Below are 18,896 nucleotides of genomic sequence, written 5' to 3'. Positions count from 1 at the left end.
TTCAGTTTACAGGGAAAAGTCTATGTTCTGTCTGCAGGGAAATAGGTTCATATTCCATTCTTCTCGGAAGGATATTTTCATTTTACAGGAGTTGGTATAAGGACAGGCATCTTCTGTTTGAACAGATGTACCGGATAGGCGTTAAGTCACTTCCCCTTGTTACTGTAGTAAGCCTTTTTACCGGAGCTGTATCCTCATGGCAGGCAGCATACCAGTTCAGAGGGGTAATTTCTCTCGATTTTCTCGGAACTGCAGTTAGTGCTGCAATCTTTATTGAACTTTCACCGGTTCTTACAGGGCTTGTTGTTGCAGGAAGAGTGGGAGCATCAATTGCAGCTGAAATCGGGACAATGAAAATTACCGAACAAGTTGAAGCATTGGAGACATTGGCAATTGATCCTGTGCGGTACATTGCAGCTCCCCGTTTTCATGCCGGCTGGATTATGATGCCCGTTCTTGTTATTTATTCAAACCTTCTTGCTCATCTCGGCGCATTTGTTGTTGCAGGTGCTTTACTTAATATTTCAGCAGTAACATTCTTTTCAAGTGTTCAGAAGTATTTTGCACTGCACAATGTATTTTCAGGATTGATAAAAGCTCTTGTATTCGGCGGTGGTACTGCACTAATAGGTTCGTCAATAGGGTTCAGAACAGCAGGCGGTGCAAGGGGAGTGGGCGAATCAACTATTAAAGCATTTGTAGCATCCTCCACTTACATTTTAATTAGTGATTACATACTTGCCGTAATTTTATTTTAGCTTATGATTAAGATTCTTAACATATATAAATCATTTAATGATGAGATAATTTTAAAGAATGTTTCATTAGATGTATTCCCTCACGAGATACTTGTCATAATCGGGAAAAGCGGTGTTGGGAAAAGTGTCCTGTTGAAAACAATAATAGGGCTTTTAAAACCGGACAGCGGTAAAATTATTGTTGATGAGCAAAATATAACCGTTATGCCGAGAAAAGAATTATTTGAGATAAGAAAGAAGTTCGGAATGCTTTTTCAGGGTGCAGCATTATTTGATTCTCTGAATGTAGAGGAAAATTTAAGTCTGGCATTAAAAGAGCATTCGGTTCTTCCAAAAATAGCAATCGAAAGAAAAGTTATTGAGAAACTGGAACTCGTAGGCTTGGATGATATCCGTAAAAAGTATCCGTCTGACCTTTCCGGAGGCATGAAAAAGAGAGTCGGCCTTGCAAGGGCGCTGATGATGGACCCTGAATATATGCTTTTTGATGAGCCTACAACCGGGCTAGACCCTGTTATGGCAAGATCAATTGATATGTTGATTAAAAAAACAACGGAGAAGACAGGTGTTACCTCTATTGTTGTGACGCACGACATGGCTACTGCAACTTCAATAGGTACAAGGATTGCAATGCTGAGCATGGCCGAAATTGTATTTGAAGGGACTCCTAAGGAATTTTTATCAAGTAGAGAAAAGGCTGTTAAAGAATTTATCAGCTCAATAAAAATCAGTTAAAACGCTTTGTGTTTTATTGATTTATTCGTAAATTATATGACTTTATGAAAAAGAACAGATCAAAATATGTGTGTCAATCATGCGGTTATCAGGCTTACAGATGGCTTGGGAAATGCCCTGAATGCGGTGCGTGGAATTCGTTCGTAGAAGAGATTGATACAAAATCATCAGTAAAAAGCAGTAGGAAAAGTACAGCAGTCCCTTATCCAATAGAGAGTATTAAGGAAGAAGACCATAAAAGAATTGTAACAGGCATAAATGAATTTGACAGAGTTCTCGGAGGAGGAATTGTTCCCGGTTCTGTTGCTTTAATTGGCGGAGCACCCGGAATAGGCAAATCAACCCTGCTTCTCCAGATATGTTCCTCACTTATTAATAAAGGCATGACAGTACTTTATGTGTCAGGAGAGGAATCTCTTTCACAAATAAAATCACGTGCTGTGCGCATAGGTATTACCGGGGGGAATCTTCTTCTTGCATCGGAAACTGATACTGATGATATTGCAGGCTTAATTGAAAATCAAAGACCTGACCTGGCAATTGTTGATTCAATACAGACAGTTTATTCTTCAAATCTCGAAACAATGCCCGGGAATATAAGCCAGGTACGTTACAGCGGGCATATTTTAACGAGTACTGCAAAAAAAACTCAGGTACCGTTATTTCTGGTGGGGCATGTTAATAAAGAGGGTAGTATTGCAGGCCCACGAGTACTGGAACATCTTGTTGATGTCTTAATTTTAATGGAAGGCGACAATAACTATTTCCGCCTGCTCAGGCCGGTTAAAAACAGGTTCGGCTCGACACAGGAAGTAGGTATATTTGAGATGACAGGCAAGGGCTTGAAAGAGGTTCATAACCCTTCGGAGTTTCTTGCTTCTCATCATGAAAAACCTACCCCGGGCACAGTTGTTAATGCTGCTCTTGAAGGCACAAGGTCCCTTTTAGTGGAAGTTCAGGCGCTTGTATCAGCTACTAATTACGGGATTCCTCAAAGAACCGTTACAGGTGTTGATTCCAGGAGGCTGGCAATAATATTGGCTGTAATTGAAAAGATTGCAGGCCTTCGGTTCGGAACAAAAGATGTTTTTGCAACAATTGCAGGAGGTTTGAAAATTACGGAACCTTCCGTAGATATGGCAGTTGCATGCGCTGTAATCTCAAGTTATTTTTCAATACCTGTTGACCTTAAAACAGTGATTGCAGGAGAGATAGGGCTAACCGGAGAAATCAGAGGTGTGCCGAATGCTGAATCCAGAATCAAGGAAGCGCAGCGGCTAGGGTATACAACAATAATTTTACCTGTGCAGAACGTGTCTTCTTTGAAAAAAAATGATTTTAATATAGAAATTACAGGAATAAACACACTTAAACAGGCTATTAAAATAATTTTCGGGAAATAGTGTTTAAACTTATCAAAAAAGACCGGGACTCAAGTGCAAGGGCAGGTATGTTATCAACACCTCACGGTGATGTTGAAACACCCGTATTTATGCCTGTAGGGACACAGGGAACAGTGAAAACATTATCTCCTGCGGAGTTAGAAGATGCAGGCGCTAAAATCATACTTGGAAATACTTATCATCTTTTTTTAAGGCCGGGAGATGATTTAATTTTAAAAGCAGGCGGGCTGCATGAATTTACACAGTGGAAAGGCCCGTTTTTAACAGACAGCGGCGGGTATCAGGTTTTCAGTCTTGCTGAATTAAGGAAAATAAATGATGAAGGGGTTAAATTTCAATCACATATTGACGGCTCGTACCATTTTTTTACTCCTGAATCAGTTGTTGATATACAGAGAAATCTCGGTACTGATATTATGATGGTTCTTGACGAGTGCTCTTCGTATCCAGTTGATCATGAAACTGCAAAAAAAGCGAATTACAGGACTCTGAATTGGGCAGACAGAGCAAAAAAAAGATTTATTGACACAGAGCCGCCCTTGCAGAAAAAACAGGCTATATTCGGCATTGTGCAGGGGAGTATTTATCCTGATATACGTAAAGAGAGTGCTGAAAAGTTAATTGAAATCGGATTTGACGGTTATGCAATCGGCGGGCTTGCTGTAGGCGAACCAAAAGAGAAAATGTTTGAACTAACAGAGCTTGCTGCTGGAATCCTTCCTGAAAGCAAGGCGAGGTATCTTATGGGAGTGGGAAAGCCCGAAGATATTCTTAATGCAATTTCTCTTGGTATTGATATGTTTGATTGTGTAATTCCTACACGCAATGCAAGAAACGGAACTTTTTTTACAAAAAATGGTAAAGTTGTTATAAAAAACAAAGCATATTTTGATGATTTTTCGCCGATTGATGATTCATGCTCTTGTTATACATGCAGAAATTTCTCAAGGGCATATTTGCGGCATCTTTTTAAAGCTGACGAGATATTAGGGTTAAGGCTTGCAACCCTTCACAATGTTCATTTTTTTATGGATATTGTAAAAGAGGCAAGAAAGCATATCATTGAAGAAGATTTTATTATTTGGAAACAAAATTTTCTCAACAATTATTATTCATAATTAAGGAGGAGAACGTGAATCACATTTTTTTAGTATTTGGAATGGCAGGGCAGAATGCAGCACAGGGTTCGCAGAGTAATCCGCTTTTAGGCTTTTTGCCACTTGTTCTGATTCTTGTAATAATGTATTTATTGATGATCAGGCCTCAGGCAAAAAAGCAGAAGGAACACCGGCAAATGCTTAATACTATTGAAAAAGGCGATAAAATCCTTACTGCGGGCGGTATAATCGGAACAGTTGCAGGAATAAAAGAAAAAGAAAACACACTTTTATTGAAGATTTCTGAAAATGTAAAAATTGAAATAACGAGAAGTTCAGTTGCGCAATTGATTAATAAGAAGTAAAAATATGCGGATTCTTTTTTTTGGAAGCCCTGAATTTTCAGTACCAAGCCTTGAGAAGCTAACTGAAAGCAGACATGAAATTGCAGGTGTAGTAACACGCGGAGATAAACCCAAGGGCAGAGGAAGAAAATTGAAAGGTACGGCTGTAAAGGAATTTGCCGTACAGAACAATCTCCCTTTATATCAGGTAGACAATCTCAAGGAACCGAATTTTTTACAAAAGTTAAATGAATTCAGGGCCGATATTTTTATTGTTGTAGGATTTCCAATCCTTCCCAGGCATGTTATTGATATGCCGGAGAAGGGTGCTGTAAATCTTCATGCATCTCTGCTGCCTGCATACAGAGGGGCTGCTCCCATACAATGGGCAATATTAAACGGTGAAAAAGAGACAGGTGTAACAACTTTCTTCCTTAACGAGAGAGTAGACACAGGCGAAATAATTCTGCAGCAGAAAGTCGAAATAGGAGAATCCGAAACAGCAGGAGAACTGCACGATAAATTATCTTTAATTGGAAGCGGGCTCTTGCTTGAAACGGTGAATTTAATTGAAAATGGTGATTTTGAAACATTTTTGCAGACAGGCAGGGTTACAAAAGCGCCAAAAATAACTCCTGATATTCCGGAAATTAATTGGGATGAGGATGCTCAAAAGACAGTAAACCGGATAAGAGCATTTTCTCCTTTTCCCGGAGCTTTCTCATTTATGGATGGAAAAAGAGTTAAATTTTATCTATCTTCTGTTATTAATGATGATAACGAGGAAAAGCCCGGGATTGTTACAGCAATTGATAAAGATGGACTTTCAATTGCATGCGGCAAAGGTAGTGTCTTAATAAGGGAAATACAGATACAGGGGAAACGAAGAATGGCTGTTTCGGAATTTTTAAGAGGCCATTCTATAAATCCCGGCACTGCATTTCGGAATAGCAGAGATAATGGCGGTTAATCAGAAAAACAAGATATCTGCGAGAAAAGAAGCTGTATTGCTGTTGATGGAGTTTTTAAAGGAAGATGAATTCCTGAATACTGATATCGGCAGTTCTTTAGGAATAGAGTATTTTGACAAGAGAGACCGTTCATTTATTGTTGATATTGTGCATGGCACATTAAGGCAGCTCAAATATTTAGACTGGATATTAAGCAGCAAATATCATAAAAAATGGGAAAAAGTTCCGGAAAAATTCAGACGTGCAGCAGAGACTGGCCTCTACCAAATATTATTTATGGATGGTGTGCCTGATTATGCGGCTATCAATGAAACTGTTCAGATTGTAAAAGAGTTAAACGGAAAATACTGGTCAGGAGTTGCAAACGGAATATTAAGAGCAGTTGTTAAAAATCCGGTTTTTGGCGTAGAATTGAAAAAAAATGCGGTTGAAGATTATATTTCTATAAGATATTCACACCCTGCCTGGTTTGTTAACAGGATGACAGGGTTTATAGGGGAAGATGAAACAGAGCAATTATGTAGAGCAGATAACAAACGGCCTGTATTCGGAATAAGGATAAATTTAAATAAAGTATCAAGAGAAGAAGCTTTTTCGGAAATTTTAAAATTTGATAAAGATGCGGAACAATCCGAAATACTTGATGAATTTGTCAGAGTTAAACATATCGGGCCTGTAATAAATTCGGAATTTTTCAGGAAAGGATTTATTTCAGTACAGGATGAAAGTGCAGGTATTGTTGCTCATCTTGTGGATCCGCAGCCCGGAGAAATTATTGCAGATGTTGCAGCAGCACCGGGAGGGAAAACATGCCACATTAATGAATTGTCAAAAGGCAAATCTTTAGTAATAAGCATGGATCTGCGCATGAACAGGCTGAAGAGGATTTCTGAAAATTGTAAACGGCTGGGGATAGATAAAATGTATATTATGTCAGCTGATGCGTTAAATTTGCCTGTAAGGTCTGTTGATAAGATTCTTCTTGATGCACCATGTACAGGGTTAGGTGTTTTGAGTAAAAGAGCGGACCTCCGATGGAAGAGAAGAGAGAGAGATGTTGATAATGCAGTCCGATTACAAAAAAATCTTTTGGAATCATGTGCGAGGGCAGTAAAAACGGGAGGCGTTCTGGTATACAGTACATGTACAATTCTTCCAGAGGAAAATCAAAAACAAATTGAACAATTTTTAATAAATCATAAAGAATTTTCTATTGAAAAAGCTGAGAAATTTGTAAATTCAAAAGTAACGGATAAAAAGGGTTTTGTTGCAACATTTCCCCACATTCATAAAACAGATGGATCTTTTGCTGTAAGGATGAAAAAAAACAGAGGGAACGATGAGTAAAATAATCGACTTGATAAAAAAATACAAGACTGTAATCTACGGACTTGCAGCATGTATTGTTTTATTAATATTTTTGGTGCTTCTTGCTGATATTGTGATTATGCCTGTTTTAACTCATCACGGCATTGAAAAGGAACTTCCCGATGTAACAGAACTATCATTTGATGATGCACAAAAAGTACTGGACAAAAGTGGTTTTACGATTATTAAGGACGGAGAAAAATTTGATGACCACTATGAGGCCGGAACAGTGATCAGTCAGAACCCGCTTCCATTCTCAAGAGTAAAAAAGGGCAGGCGTATTTATGTTATTGTGTCAGCAGGAGAGAAGATGGTCAAGGTTCCCAAAATAACAGGTTCATCAGAGAGAGAATCCGAATTTGTCCTGAAACAGGCAGGCCTTGTGTTAGGTGAAATTTTTTACGAATATGATAACTACTATCCGAAAAGTGTAGTATGCAGACAGTCTCTTCCTGAAGGAAGTGAAGTGAAGGAACAGGAAATAATTGACATTACCGTAAGCCTCGGACATATGCCTGCAAGTTTTATAGTTCCGAATGTTTCGGGAAGGAGCCTGGAAGAAGCAGGAAAAATCATTCAAAAAGCCGGACTTAAAATCGGTAAAGTTACTAAAAGAAAGAACAGAAAACTGCTGCCTGATACGGTTATTGAACAATCCCCTGATCCGGGAGAAGAGACTGAAAGAGGCGCAGAAGTTGATCTTGTAGTGAGCAGCCTTAAAGAGGAAGATAATTGATGAACAATGTTGAAATAAGTCCTTCTATACTTGCTGCGGATTTTGCAAATCTTGAAAAAGATATCCGGTCAGTGGAAGATGTGGGTATTAATTCTCTCCATCTCGATATTATGGACGGCCACTTTGTGCCGAATATATCTTTCGGGCCGGTTGTTGCCGCTTCTGTACGAAAAGTCACAAAACTAAAGCTGTGGGCTCATTTAATGATTGAAGATCCCGAGGCCTATGTCAATCCCTTTGTTGATGCAGGTGTTGACGGTATTATCTTTCATGTCGAACTTGATGTCGACCACAATAAAATTATAACCAGGATTAAAGAAAGTAACACGAAATGCGGTATTGCAATTAATCCGGATACAGAGATTAACAGGGTTGTACATTTATTAAAATATATTGATATTGTGCTTGTTATGAGTGTCTATCCCGGCTTTGGCGGGCAGAAATATATTGAAAGCGCTGAACGGCAAATAACAGGGCTTAAAAAAATTATTAGTTCATCATCTTTTAATACAAAAATTGAAGTTGACGGAGGAATTAATTCGAGAACTGCAGTACGGGCAGTTCGTGCAGGGGCTGATGTCCTTGTTGCAGGCTCGTCTGTATTCAAACATAAAAAAGGGCCCAAAACCGGAGTCGAGGAAATTAGAAATTCAATACTATGATTGAACAAATAGGAGAAAATTTGAGATGAGACAGGAATTAAAGAGAAAAGTAATACACATAAGCTCTGTTGTTTTTCCTATTTCTTATTTGTTTATTGAAAAACATGAATTATTATTTATTCTGGGATTATTGATTGTTTTCGCTGTCAGCGTTGAACTCTGCAGATTCTTCAGTTTTAAATGTGCTAAAATTTTTGATAAAATTGTAGGCCCATTATTGCGGTTTCATGAAAAACAGAAATTTACAGGTGCAACAAATCTTTTAATAGCTTTTTATGTTTCTGTTCTTATATTTAATCAAAGTGTTGCAATCTCAGTTATGCTTTTTGTCGCTTTATCTGACGCTCTAAGCGCCCTGGCAGGCAAAAAATGGGGTAAAAGAAAATTATTTAAAGATAAAACATGTATAGGCTGTCTTGTTTTTATAGCAACAGGATTTCTGATAATACTTGCTGTGCCGAACCTTCCTTTTGCTGCGGGGTTAACAGGAATGGCTGCAGGAACAGCAGCGGATATTTTTATTGATAAAATTGACGACAATATTACAATACCTCTTATTTCCGGAATTGTAATGCACATTGTGCTTTTCCTATAACATTTTTGAAGAGGAAAAGAGATATGACTTTCATGTTTGATAAAAAAAATATTGACAAAATTGCCCGGGTACTTGAAACAGAGTATGAAAAAGAAGGGCAATGTTTCAGAATGGTACTTGAAAACAAAAAAGAAAATCGCAAACTTTCTCTTGAGATTTATCCTGATATTCCTATCGGAGATAAAAGAGGAAATCTTATATCCGTTTATACGTTATCTACACATCTTCAGCTCCATTTCTGCTCCGGATATGTTGTGAGTGAAATGCTTGGAGAAGTTACATTTATCGCTGAACACAAGAGCAGATTGTCCGGATTGATAATTGAGAAGGGAGCAGGCTGTTCGCTCTATTCAAATGTTGAAACCGAGATACTTTCCGGTGATTTTACAAAATTGGGCCCGGAAGTTATGCTTTCAGGAATTGCTCTTTCCCTTGCTGAAACTGTTTTACCGGATGAAGGCAGAAAAGAAGATGACTCCTGAGGAGAAGAATTATTCCGAATTAAAAGAATTGGTAATTGATAAAGGTATTCAACTATTCGGTGTGGCATATATCGAACCTTTGAAGAAGTATTTTTATCTTTCCGATAAAGAGTTGTCCGGTATGAAGTATGGAATATCAATGGCAACAGTTCTTTCAAAAGAAGTTCTATATGGAATTGAGGATCGACCCACCTTACTTTACAAATGGCATTATCGCCAGGCAAATATTAATCTTGACAATAATGCATTCCTCATGACACAGGAGATAATGAGAAGAGGGTATAAAGCCCTGCCTGTTCCTGCATCGCAGATAATTGACTGGGAAAAACAGGTAGCGCATGTTTCGCACAGGCTTGTTGCTGAAGCAGCAGGCCTGGGATGGAGAGGCCGGAACAATCTTATTGTTAATGAAAAGTACGGTTCGCAGATCAGGCTTATAACTGTCCTGACTGATATACCATTGAAAACCGATTCACCGGTGGAATTCGGCTGTGGAAGTTGCACGCGGTGTATCTCGAAATGCCCGGCAGAAGCGCTTGGCGAAAAAGCATCAGATTATAATTTTTCGTTGTGTTATAATAAGTTAAAAGAATTTTCCAAAATAAAAGGTATCGGACAGTATATATGCGGAGTATGCGTTAAGGCTTGTTATGGAAAAAGAGAAGAAGAGTAATCTGAAAATTAAATCTTTTGCTGTCGGACCTCTTGAAACAAACTGTATACTTGTTGCAGATAGCAGTACAAAAGAAGCCTGCGTTGTTGATCCGGGAGATGAATCTGAAATTATTCTGCAGGAACTTGCAGATGAAGGCTGGAATGCTGTTAAAATAGTGATTACTCACGGACATTACGACCACATAGGCGCATTGCATAAAATTGTTATGGAAACAGGAGCTGAAGTTTTTATTAATAAAAAGGATGAGATTCTTATTCGTGATAGTGTGAGAAATTTTTCAGCATTTCTCGGCCTGGATTATAAATATGACGGGAAGGTTTCTAATATTTCACAGGGGAGCAAAATTAAAATAGGATCTCTCACGCTTGATGTAATTGAGATACCAGGCCATACACCGGGCAGTATCGGGCTTGCAGGTAATGGTTTTGTCATTGTCGGTGATACACTCTTTGAAGGAGGGATTGGCCGTACTGACATTCCCGGAGGATCATCCGGGCAGCTGTTGGATTCAATACAAAAGCAAATTCTCTCATTGCCGGATGATACTGTTGTGTACCCCGGCCACGGTCCGAAAACGACTGTTGGCGAGGAGCGAAATGGAAATCCGTTCATCAGATAGGAAGTCAGATTTTGAATCCCTTTTAAGAAGATTCCTGCAGCATATTATTCTTGATCAGGGCCTGTCTGACAACACAAAAAAAGCTTATCAGAATGATATAAAGAGATATCTGTCGTTCCTGCAGGGAAAAAGGATAGAAACTCTTGATGATGTGGAATCTAAACATATAAACGAGCTTGTCATGATTCTAAAAAAAACAGGAATGGCAAACTCCAGCATTGCAAGAAATATAAGCGCTATAAAAATGTTTAACATGTTTCTTTATGAAAACGGAGAATTATTACAAAACCCTTTATTGAATTTTGAAACGCCGAAACTGAAGAAGTACCTGCCTACTGTATTGAATATAAACGAAGTTGATCAAATACTCAGGACTCCGAATTTAAAAACAAAAAAAGGGCTGAGAGACAGGGCTCTGTTTGAATTTATGTATGCAACAGGTGTGCGGGTTTCCGAAGCTGTTAATATATCATTCAGTAATTTGAATCTGAATGAAGGTTTTTGCAGAGTTTTCGGAAAAGGAAGCAAGGAGAGAATGGTCCCAATAGGCGACAGTGCTGTTTATTATATAAATATGTATCTTAAGGATGTACGTCCTGTTCTTGCATTAAAAGGCAAGGCAGGAAATTTTCTTTTTCTGAGTATACGCGGAACCAGAATGTCTCGTATTTCAGTATGGAAAAATTTGAAGGAGTATGCTTTAAAAGCGGGGATAAAAAAAAATATCAGCCCTCATACTCTAAGGCATTCCTTTGCAACGCATCTTCTCGAAGGCGGAGCAGACCTGAGAGCTGTCCAGGAAATGCTTGGGCACTCGGACATCTCAACTACTCAGATTTATACGCATCTTGACCGTGAATTTTTAAAAGAGGTGATCAGAACTTTTCATCCTCGTGAAATTGACAGGTAAAATTATTATGAATAGAGCCGGCAGGTTTGTTAAATTTTTAATATTGATTTTGACAGTTGTTTTATATTCATTCAGTTTTGCCCAGGACTTGAAAAATATTATGTCCCCGTCTTTAAGGCATAAATTGCAGATGCTTAAAGCAGATGATACACAGGGAATATACAAAAATAATTCAGATAAAGAATTTATAAATATTTTTATTAATACAGAACATCCTGAAAGATTGTCCCAAAACGGCATTCGTATAAGTACTGCTGCAGGGAATATTGCTACTGCAAGAATATCAATATCCCAGCTTAAATTATTATCACAGATTCCCGGAATAGAATCCGTTGATGCTGCTGCAATGTGCAATCCCATGCTGGATATCAGCATAAAGGATATTGGAGTTGACAAACTTCACAGCGGGGTTTCAGGCACTTCATACACAGGTAAAAATGTAATAATCGGAATTGCAGATTATGGTATTGACTGGACTAATAGAGATTTTATTACAAATGATAACAAATCCAGAATTTTATTTATCTGGGACCAGACTGATAAAGCCGGGCCGGCCCCTTCTGCAGGTTACGGAACTGAATTTACAAATTCACAAATTAATGATGCATTGGCAAATCATTATCTGAATATAGGAGGCAAAGATTATTCCGGCCATGGTACTCATGTTGCAGGAATCGCAGCAGGGAATGGAAGGGCTGCAGGGAACTCCATGGATGACAGTGTATATGTGGGCATGGCACCTGAAGCAGATTTGATTATTGTAAAACTCGCAGACAATGGTATTGTACCTTCCTCAAATATCTGTGATGCAGCTTCATACATTTTTGAAAAAGCCAGGCAGCTTGGCAAACCTGCTGTCGTAAATATCAGTTTCGGGACTCAGAGAGGTCCTCACAATGGTACAAGTGATTATGAAAAGTATATGGATAATTTGCTTTCAGGGGAAAAAGGAAGGGCAATAGTTGTTGCTGCAGGGAATGACGGCCAGAGACCGATTCACTTTACCGGAGAACTTTCTAATGGAGAACCTTCACCAACGTTAGATGACAGCGCTGTTGTTGAGTTTTCAGTTGACTGCATCAGCGAAAACGTAGAAGATTATGTGTCATTTGATATATGGTCAATAGATTATACTGCTCTGCAGATAAAAGTAACAACCCCCAAAGGGGAAGTTGTGGGCCCTGTAAAGGATCAGGGAGATTATAAATTTGATACAGATTCCGGGACAGTATATCTGACAATAGGAAAACCATCGGAAACTTCTTCTGATGTGGAGATGCTTCTGACAATTTCCGATTCCCGTACGCAAAACGGATTTGTTGATAATTTGTATCAAGGAAAGTGGAAATTGACCTTTTACGGCAATGCAGGTCAATTCCACGGGTGGCTTTATGATACATCCGTTTCAGCGCATATATCGGACAATTATTCAAATGATTATCTTGTTGCAGAGCCTGGAAACAGCATGTTTACAATAGCAGTCGGAGCATATGTTTCACGTACAGAATGGCCAAGCCTTTTTAGCGATCCATGGGGGCCCGGAGATATAACAGCAGGTGATATATGTCATTTTTCCAGTCCCGGGCCGAGTCTCTCAGAGTTTTGGCAAAAACCGACAATTACAGCTCCGGGAGAGTACATTGTTTCATCTCTGTCTTCATTTGTCCATTACAGCCCTGATTATCATTATATTGCAACAGACAGTGTGCATTATGCCATGAGAGGAACAAGTATGGCTGCTCCGCATGTGACAGGAGCAATAGCACTATTTTTTGAAAAGAATCCGAATCTTTCAGCCTCACAGGTAAAAAGTGCAATCATATATGGAGCGCAGAACGATGTTCTTCAAGGTGAATACTGGGATCCGGTGTGGGGATTCGGTAAGTTTGACGCATTTAAATCTATGCAGGGGATTCGGATGCAAGTTATAGATGAAAATAGCAGAATTATTCCTGAAAAGTTTACAGTTTCAAATGCATTTCCCAATCCTTTTAACAGTACATCAAACATAATAGTAAAAATTCCTGAAAACGGAGTAAAATTCCCGGTTAATATGTATTTCAGTGTTTATTCAATAAGAGGAAGAAAAGTATTTTCCAGCTTTAAAAAAATCAGCACAAGCGGGGAAACAAGGATTGTATGGAATACATCTGAAAATTTAAACAGTATTCCGCCTTCAGGAATTTATATTTATAAGGTTTCAATTAAAAATCAAATTATTACAGGTAAAATGCTGCTGATAAAATGAACGGAGAAACATGAAAAGAAGAATCAGTACTTTCATTGCAGGTGCATTGATTTTTACAATAACCGATATTGTTTACAGTCAGAGTGTTAATCTTCCTCTTGATCACTATGCATACTGCTATTTTGACAGGATGAATATTAAAGGTGCTTTGAGCGGCAGAATAATGGGTACAAAGCCTTTTTCACGTGATAAAGCTGCAGAATATGTTAAAATAATAGACTCTTACGTAAAAGCACACAAAGGAGATTTTTCAAAACTGGATTTGTCTATACTTGAACGCTTAAAGGGAGAATTCCACGATAAACTTAAAAACAGTAAGTGTGAAATAGATAAAAAAGAATATGAGCCTCACTTTTACGGCTGGAAAGGAAAAGGCAGCTCCTTTTATGCGGATGTTGTTTTGGGAGGCTCTCTATTCCTGAATAACAAGAATGATGAAAATGGAGATTTCATAAAAAGAGCATTTTACGGAGCTGTTATAAGGGGGAATGTCGGTGAATTAGGAATATATTCCGATGCAAGAATTTTCGGAGAGACAGGAAATTTTTATACTCAGCATTACAAAGCATCAATGGGCTATCCTCAAAGTGTATCAAAGGATAAAAGAGAAAAGACATGGGATAGTGCTGAAGCGTACCTTACATATAATTTAAAGGGAATCAGGATTGAATGGGGGAGGCAGAATATTAAATGGGGATATTCTGAAGATTCTCCTCTTTTCCTGTCAGGGAATACCCCGTCATTTGACATGCTTAAAATAGCTGTTCCCATAAGCAGAAGAGCTCTTTTTACATACATTCACGGAGAACTCAGAAGTGACTATTCCCACAAGTGGATAGCTGCCCACAGATTGGAGATTCTGCCTCTGCGCGGAATTTCAATTGGCATTAATGAGGCGGTTGTTTACGGCAAAAGGCAGGCAGAAACTGCATATCTGAATCCTGTAATCCCATACCTTATTGCAGAACATACTCTTGGTGACAGGGATAATTTATGTATGGGCCTGGATTTAAAAGCTGTAATTGCAAAATCTTTTAAATTTTACGGAGAGCTTTTTATTGATGATCTGTTCTCTCCGTTTGATATTTTCCAGAATTACTGGGGCAATAAACTTGCAGTGCAGGCGGGAGTTTCTGTTATTGATCCTTTACATTTAACAGATTCGAAATTTACTGCAGAGTACACAAAGATAGACCCGTTTGTATATACACATCATGATTCGGTAAATGTCTTTAAGAACTATACTTACGGATTAGGGCACTATCTCAGGCCGAATTCGGATATGATTTTAATTAAAGCAAAGCACAGATTTTCAATATTTTTTCAATCTGCAATTTCATTAAGGCAATTAAGGCATGGTAAGGGAAGTATAGACACTCCTCATTCAGAACAAGACGGAGAATCTAAGAATTTTCTTTCCGGTGTTGTAGAAAAATTCAAAGAAGCTGAATTTGAATTAAAATTTCAGCCCAGACGAGATGTCTATTTTTCAGTAAAATTTATAAAATGTAGAACAGAGAATATAGACAATATTAAAGGAAGTAATATATCCTGGGATGAGTTAGTAATTTCATCTTATGTTAACTGGTGATACTTTTATGGAGAAAGCCATGAATGAAAACGTATCAATAGAAAAAACCGCTGTAATAGGGGCGGATGTTCATTTTGGCGCATTTGTTGTTATTGGAGAAAATGTGGCAATCGGGAAAGAGTGTGTAATCGGAAATAATGTCGTTATACATGAGGGAACCAAAATAGGCGATTTTGTAAGGATAGATGATAACACTGTTATCGGCAAAAATCCAATGAGGGCAAAACGTTCTATATTTAAAAATGATAAAAAGTATAAACCTGCGGTTATTGGAAATGATTGCATGATCGGTGCGCAGGTTGTCATATATACCGGATCTGTAATGGCAAATAATATACTTGTTGCTGACGGTGCAGCTATCAGAGAAGATGTTTCAATAGGAGAGTATACAATTGTCGGCAGGGGGGTAACCGTTGAAAATAAAACAAGCATCGGTAAAAAGTGTAAGCTTGAGACCGGGTGTTATATTACTGCATACTCAAAAGTTGGAGATTATTGTTTTATTGCTCCTAATGTATGTACCTCAAACGATAATTTTCTTGGCAGAACAGAAGAGAGATTTCAACATTTTAAAGGAGTTACAGTAAAGACCGGAGGCAGAATCGGTGCAAATGCTACAATTCTGCCCGGAATTGTTATAGGGGAAGATGCAGTTGTAGGCGCCGGTTCGGTTGTTACCAGAGATGTAAAAGATTTTACAATTGTTGTAGGTGCTCCTGCAAAATATTTTAAAGATACTCCTGAAGAGCAGAGGTTAGACCGGCAGGGGTGGGAGTGAAATTATTTATGTTTTTATAAATACAATCGGACTATCATGTCATTAGATCAAAAAATATATAGTGATGAAAAAAATATTAATCAAATACTGCAAAGAGCACTTGTATGCCGTATTGTAATGGCTGACGGTGATAATCCCTACATAGTACCGCTATGTTTCGGATATGAAAATGGATGTCTGTATTTTCACAGCTCCAAATCCGGTAAAAAGAATAGAATTCTAAAACAAAACCCGAATGTGTGTTTCGAAGTTGATATTGATGCTCAGGTTGTCAAATCGGAAGAAGCATGTGGCTGGAATATGAAATACAAGAGTATAATTGGTTCAGGAAGAGTTATTTTTATAGACAATCATAAAGAAAAAGTCAAAGCTTTGGATATTATCACAAAGCACTATTCAGGCAAACATCTTGATATCCCTGAGTATAAAGCAGCAACAACCTGTGTTTTTAAAATTGAAATTGAGGATATGACCTGTAAAGTAAATTAACGGCCCATTCTTATATAGTTTGTTTCAGGGAATTTTATTTTAAAAACAGCTCCTTTATCATTAAAAACCTGCAATGTCCCGTCAATCTGAATAGTAAGGATTTTAATTAAACGCAGCCCGAGTGACTCCTGTTTTTCTATATCAAAATCAAGCGGTAATCCGGTTCCATTGTCCCTTACAATTAGTTCAATCATGTTTTTTTTTATCGGATGCAGCAGGATGTCTATTTCCCCGTTGCTCATATCGGGAAAGGAATGTTTCATTGAATTTGTTATTAATTCATTAATAATAAGCCCGCACGGAATTGCTTTGTCTATATCAAGAAATACATTCTCAACCTTCAGATTTATTCTGACATGTACGCTTGATAAATAAATCCTTAAGAGTTCGTTGCTTAAGGACTCAATATAGGGTTTCATGTCAATGTGTGAAAAATCTTTTGAACTGTATAATTTTTCATGCACGAGGGCCATTGAATATATACGGTCTCTGCTTTTTTGAAAAGCAGCGATAGCATCTTCTTTTGTTTTGATTCGTTCTGCCTGCAGATTTAAAAGGCTTGTTATTACATTAAGATTGTTTTTTACTCTGTGATGAATTTCTTTTAAAAGAGTCTCCCTTATTTCCAGATCTTTCTGAATTTGTTCTTCAGCTCTCTTCCTTTTGGTAATATCTTGTGCAACGCCATGAATACCGGTTACTTCACCATTCTGAACTATTGGTGATTCAAAAACTTCCAATAAAATAGAGTGCTCATCAGCATGTCGGACTTCAACAATTATAGGCCCCTTAGTTGTTTCTCCCTTAAGATGGGCATGTGTACGCGATTTTGCAAAATTATTAATTTCCGCATCAGTGACAAACCAGTGTTTCTGTCCTATCCATTCTTCAATCTTGCGACCCGTAATATCTTCAACAGAAGGAGAGATATACGTAATATTTGCATTAATATCCTGAGTATAAAAGAAGAGAGACTGAGTACCTTCAACCAAGAGGCGCATTTTCTCTTCATTAAGACGCAAAGCCTCTTCTGCATGTATTCTGTCAGTTATATCATGTACGATTGAATATAGATAGTCTTTGCCGGATAATTTTATCGGCCCACTGTAAACTTCAACATCACGAATCTCTCCGGATGACAGACGATGTTTGAAGTAAAAGTGATTTCTGTTCTCATTCTTTGCTTTCTGCATTTCATGTTTAACTTCCAAATCAGAAAGAGTATTTATCTTCTGAATTTTCATTTTTGTCAATTCCGAATGTTTCCATCCGTAAAATTTGCAAGCTGCAGAGTTTGCATCAACAATATCCCCTGTACCGGGGTCAATAATAAGCATTACCGAATAATTGTTGTGAAACAGAGATCTGTAGCGGCTTTCGCTGTCCTTGAGTTCCTGCTCGGATTTGACTGTTTTTGAAATATCCCATACTACGCATACAAGGCCGCCGCCATCAACGGCAGTAAGTGATATTTCCTGCGGAAAAGTACTGCCGTCTTTTTTCTTCCCTGTTGCCATGCCTCTCCAAAAACCATTTTCTGCAAATTCAGGCATAATTTCATCTTTAAATTTTTTGAGCTCATTTTCAGTATAAAGAATTTGCCATTTTTTACCGATTAATTCTGATGGAGAATCATATCCGTAAATCTCAGCATGAGCTTTGTTCATAAATGTATAGTTGCCTGATTTGTCAACTATGCCTATACCGTCAACTGATGCTTCAATTGAATTTGAAAGTAAAAGCAGCTTTTTTTTAATTATATATTTTTCTGATATATCTTCTCCTGAGCTTAAAATTCCTGTTACATTGCCGTTATTGTCTCGAATTAATTTATTATGCCAGGAAATAAGACGTTCTTCACCATTGGAAGTTATCACAGGATTTTCATTATATTCAGAAAATTCGGCATTGCTGTTAATCATATCATTAAATACTGACCTTAAATTATCCTTCACGAAAAAAGGAACAAAATTGTCAAACCAATTTTTTCCAAGAACGCTGTTTTTATTAGACTGGAGAATTTCACATCCCTTGTCATTAATAAAGTTTATATTACCCTTTTTATCAAGAACAAGGAAAATCATTCCTGAGATAGAAAAAATATCATCAAGAGAAACTGGTGCTGGGTTGTTAATACTGTTTTCTGACATTTTATCACTCTAACGTTTTAAATATCAAATAATTATAATTCTATATCTAATTTAAAAATTATTGTTGATTTTTCAAAGTAATTATTATTTATAAAAAAAATGATTTGAGAAAATAAGGTATGCTGGAGTGTGGGGGCAGTCGAGATATTTTTCTGCAAAGCAAATAAATTAAAACTGCGAAGAGAAATATCATTTTCACAGAAAAAGAAAAAAATAAATATTTTACTTGCAAAAAAGAAAATTAGTATATATATTCAAAAAAGTTACCGGTAACAGATACCGAT

The 18,896-nt window shown here is 37.6% G+C and carries 19 protein-coding genes; 18 read left to right on the top strand and 1 reads right to left on the bottom strand.

Going from position 1 to position 18,896, the window contains the following annotated elements:
• Window positions 1-125: 125 nt before the first annotated feature.
• Genes J7K93_11350 through J7K93_11265 form a run of 18 tightly spaced genes read left to right on the top strand, consistent with a single transcriptional unit; the run spans window position 126 to window position 16,462 of the window.
• Window positions 126-758: an ABC transporter permease gene (locus J7K93_11350; protein MCD6117604.1), complete on the top strand. Its 633-nt coding sequence runs from the start codon at window positions 126-128 to the stop codon at window positions 756-758.
• Between the two features lie 3 nt (window positions 759-761).
• Entirely contained in the window at window positions 762-1,493 is a 732-nt protein-coding gene (locus J7K93_11345) for an ATP-binding cassette domain-containing protein (protein MCD6117603.1), read from the top strand.
• 44 nt (window positions 1,494-1,537) lie between these two features.
• On the top strand, window positions 1,538-2,896 hold the full coding sequence (radA, locus tag J7K93_11340; protein ID MCD6117602.1) for a DNA repair protein RadA: 1,359 nt from the start codon (window positions 1,538-1,540) through the stop codon (window positions 2,894-2,896).
• A complete protein-coding gene (tgt, locus tag J7K93_11335) occupies window positions 2,893-4,014 on the top strand; it encodes a tRNA guanosine(34) transglycosylase Tgt (GenBank protein MCD6117601.1) in 1,122 nt (373 codons plus the stop codon). The genes radA and tgt overlap by 4 nt, the downstream gene beginning before the upstream one ends.
• 41 nt (window positions 4,015-4,055) lie before the next feature.
• Window positions 4,056-4,358 carry a preprotein translocase subunit YajC gene (gene yajC, locus J7K93_11330; GenBank protein MCD6117600.1) on the top strand — a complete coding sequence of 101 codons (303 nt, stop codon included), beginning with the start codon at window positions 4,056-4,058 and terminating at the stop codon, window positions 4,356-4,358.
• A 4-nt stretch (window positions 4,359-4,362) separates the two neighbouring features.
• Entirely contained in the window at window positions 4,363-5,307 is a 945-nt protein-coding gene (gene fmt, locus J7K93_11325) for a methionyl-tRNA formyltransferase (GenBank protein ID MCD6117599.1), read from the top strand.
• Window positions 5,297-6,655 (top strand): 16S rRNA (cytosine(967)-C(5))-methyltransferase RsmB, encoded by a 1,359-nt coding sequence (gene rsmB, locus J7K93_11320; GenBank protein MCD6117598.1) that lies wholly within the window; start codon window positions 5,297-5,299, stop codon window positions 6,653-6,655. The genes fmt and rsmB overlap by 11 nt, the downstream gene beginning before the upstream one ends.
• Complete coding sequence (locus tag J7K93_11315) at window positions 6,648-7,412, top strand: PASTA domain-containing protein (GenBank protein MCD6117597.1); 765 nt, start codon at window positions 6,648-6,650, stop codon at window positions 7,410-7,412. The genes rsmB and J7K93_11315 overlap by 8 nt, the downstream gene beginning before the upstream one ends.
• Window positions 7,412-8,074: a ribulose-phosphate 3-epimerase gene (rpe, locus tag J7K93_11310; protein ID MCD6117596.1), complete on the top strand. Its 663-nt coding sequence runs from the start codon at window positions 7,412-7,414 to the stop codon at window positions 8,072-8,074. Before J7K93_11315 ends, rpe begins: the two co-directional genes overlap by 1 nt.
• A gap of 25 nt (window positions 8,075-8,099) precedes the next feature.
• Window positions 8,100-8,669: a hypothetical protein gene (locus J7K93_11305; protein MCD6117595.1), complete on the top strand. Its 570-nt coding sequence runs from the start codon at window positions 8,100-8,102 to the stop codon at window positions 8,667-8,669.
• Between the two features lie 32 nt (window positions 8,670-8,701).
• Window positions 8,702-9,151 (top strand): hypothetical protein, encoded by a 450-nt coding sequence (locus J7K93_11300; GenBank protein MCD6117594.1) that lies wholly within the window; start codon window positions 8,702-8,704, stop codon window positions 9,149-9,151.
• On the top strand, window positions 9,141-9,824 hold the full coding sequence (locus J7K93_11295) for an epoxyqueuosine reductase (protein MCD6117593.1): 684 nt from the start codon (window positions 9,141-9,143) through the stop codon (window positions 9,822-9,824). Before J7K93_11300 ends, J7K93_11295 begins: the two co-directional genes overlap by 11 nt.
• Window positions 9,802-10,446 carry an MBL fold metallo-hydrolase gene (locus tag J7K93_11290; protein ID MCD6117592.1) on the top strand — a complete coding sequence of 215 codons (645 nt, stop codon included), beginning with the start codon at window positions 9,802-9,804 and terminating at the stop codon, window positions 10,444-10,446. Before J7K93_11295 ends, J7K93_11290 begins: the two co-directional genes overlap by 23 nt.
• On the top strand, window positions 10,424-11,356 hold the full coding sequence (xerD, locus tag J7K93_11285; GenBank protein ID MCD6117591.1) for a site-specific tyrosine recombinase XerD: 933 nt from the start codon (window positions 10,424-10,426) through the stop codon (window positions 11,354-11,356). Before J7K93_11290 ends, xerD begins: the two co-directional genes overlap by 23 nt.
• A gap of 7 nt (window positions 11,357-11,363) precedes the next feature.
• On the top strand, window positions 11,364-13,604 hold the full coding sequence (locus tag J7K93_11280) for a S8 family serine peptidase (GenBank protein MCD6117590.1): 2,241 nt from the start codon (window positions 11,364-11,366) through the stop codon (window positions 13,602-13,604).
• Window positions 13,605-13,614: 10 nt separating this feature from the next.
• A complete protein-coding gene (locus J7K93_11275) occupies window positions 13,615-15,195 on the top strand; it encodes a hypothetical protein (GenBank protein MCD6117589.1) in 1,581 nt (526 codons plus the stop codon).
• Window positions 15,196-15,214: 19 nt separating this feature from the next.
• Window positions 15,215-15,973, top strand: coding sequence for an N-acetyltransferase (locus tag J7K93_11270; protein ID MCD6117588.1), 759 nt, complete (start codon window positions 15,215-15,217; stop codon window positions 15,971-15,973).
• A 36-nt stretch (window positions 15,974-16,009) separates the two neighbouring features.
• Window positions 16,010-16,462: a pyridoxamine 5'-phosphate oxidase family protein gene (locus J7K93_11265; protein MCD6117587.1), complete on the top strand. Its 453-nt coding sequence runs from the start codon at window positions 16,010-16,012 to the stop codon at window positions 16,460-16,462.
• On the opposite strand, the gene J7K93_11260 is transcribed toward J7K93_11265, so the two are convergent.
• A complete protein-coding gene (locus J7K93_11260; GenBank protein MCD6117586.1) occupies window positions 16,459-18,612 on the bottom strand; it encodes a PAS domain S-box protein in 2,154 nt (717 codons plus the stop codon). The genes J7K93_11265 and J7K93_11260 overlap by 4 nt on opposite strands.
• Window positions 18,613-18,896 lie beyond the last annotated feature (284 nt).

The sequence above is a fragment of the bacterium genome (assembly GCA_021158245.1).
Lineage (GTDB): Bacteria > Zhuqueibacterota > QNDG01 > QNDG01 > QNDG01 > QNDG01.
Note: the sequence above shows the minus strand (reverse complement) of the source record. Positions and strands in the feature narration are given on the sequence as shown.

Coding starts and splice junctions, on each gene's coding strand:
- J7K93_11270 (MCD6117588.1), top strand. CDS start 15,215: ATGAATGAAAACGTATCAATAGAAAAAACCGCTGTAATAGGGGCGGAT.
- J7K93_11295 (MCD6117593.1), top strand. CDS start 9,141: ATGACTCCTGAGGAGAAGAATTATTCCGAATTAAAAGAATTGGTAATT.
- yajC (MCD6117600.1), top strand. CDS start 4,056: ATGGCAGGGCAGAATGCAGCACAGGGTTCGCAGAGTAATCCGCTTTTA.
- radA (MCD6117602.1), top strand. CDS start 1,538: ATGAAAAAGAACAGATCAAAATATGTGTGTCAATCATGCGGTTATCAG.
- xerD (MCD6117591.1), top strand. CDS start 10,424: ATGGAAATCCGTTCATCAGATAGGAAGTCAGATTTTGAATCCCTTTTA.
- J7K93_11300 (MCD6117594.1), top strand. CDS start 8,702: ATGTTTGATAAAAAAAATATTGACAAAATTGCCCGGGTACTTGAAACA.
- J7K93_11345 (MCD6117603.1), top strand. CDS start 762: ATGATTAAGATTCTTAACATATATAAATCATTTAATGATGAGATAATT.
- rpe (MCD6117596.1), top strand. CDS start 7,412: ATGAACAATGTTGAAATAAGTCCTTCTATACTTGCTGCGGATTTTGCA.
- J7K93_11315 (MCD6117597.1), top strand. CDS start 6,648: ATGAGTAAAATAATCGACTTGATAAAAAAATACAAGACTGTAATCTAC.
- J7K93_11305 (MCD6117595.1), top strand. CDS start 8,100: ATGAGACAGGAATTAAAGAGAAAAGTAATACACATAAGCTCTGTTGTT.
- J7K93_11275 (MCD6117589.1), top strand. CDS start 13,615: ATGAAAAGAAGAATCAGTACTTTCATTGCAGGTGCATTGATTTTTACA.
- fmt (MCD6117599.1), top strand. CDS start 4,363: ATGCGGATTCTTTTTTTTGGAAGCCCTGAATTTTCAGTACCAAGCCTT.
- J7K93_11350 (MCD6117604.1), top strand. CDS start 126: ATGTACCGGATAGGCGTTAAGTCACTTCCCCTTGTTACTGTAGTAAGC.
- J7K93_11260 (MCD6117586.1), bottom strand. CDS start 18,612: ATGTCAGAAAACAGTATTAACAACCCAGCACCAGTTTCTCTTGATGAT.
- J7K93_11290 (MCD6117592.1), top strand. CDS start 9,802: ATGGAAAAAGAGAAGAAGAGTAATCTGAAAATTAAATCTTTTGCTGTC.
- rsmB (MCD6117598.1), top strand. CDS start 5,297: ATGGCGGTTAATCAGAAAAACAAGATATCTGCGAGAAAAGAAGCTGTA.
- J7K93_11265 (MCD6117587.1), top strand. CDS start 16,010: ATGTCATTAGATCAAAAAATATATAGTGATGAAAAAAATATTAATCAA.
- J7K93_11280 (MCD6117590.1), top strand. CDS start 11,364: ATGAATAGAGCCGGCAGGTTTGTTAAATTTTTAATATTGATTTTGACA.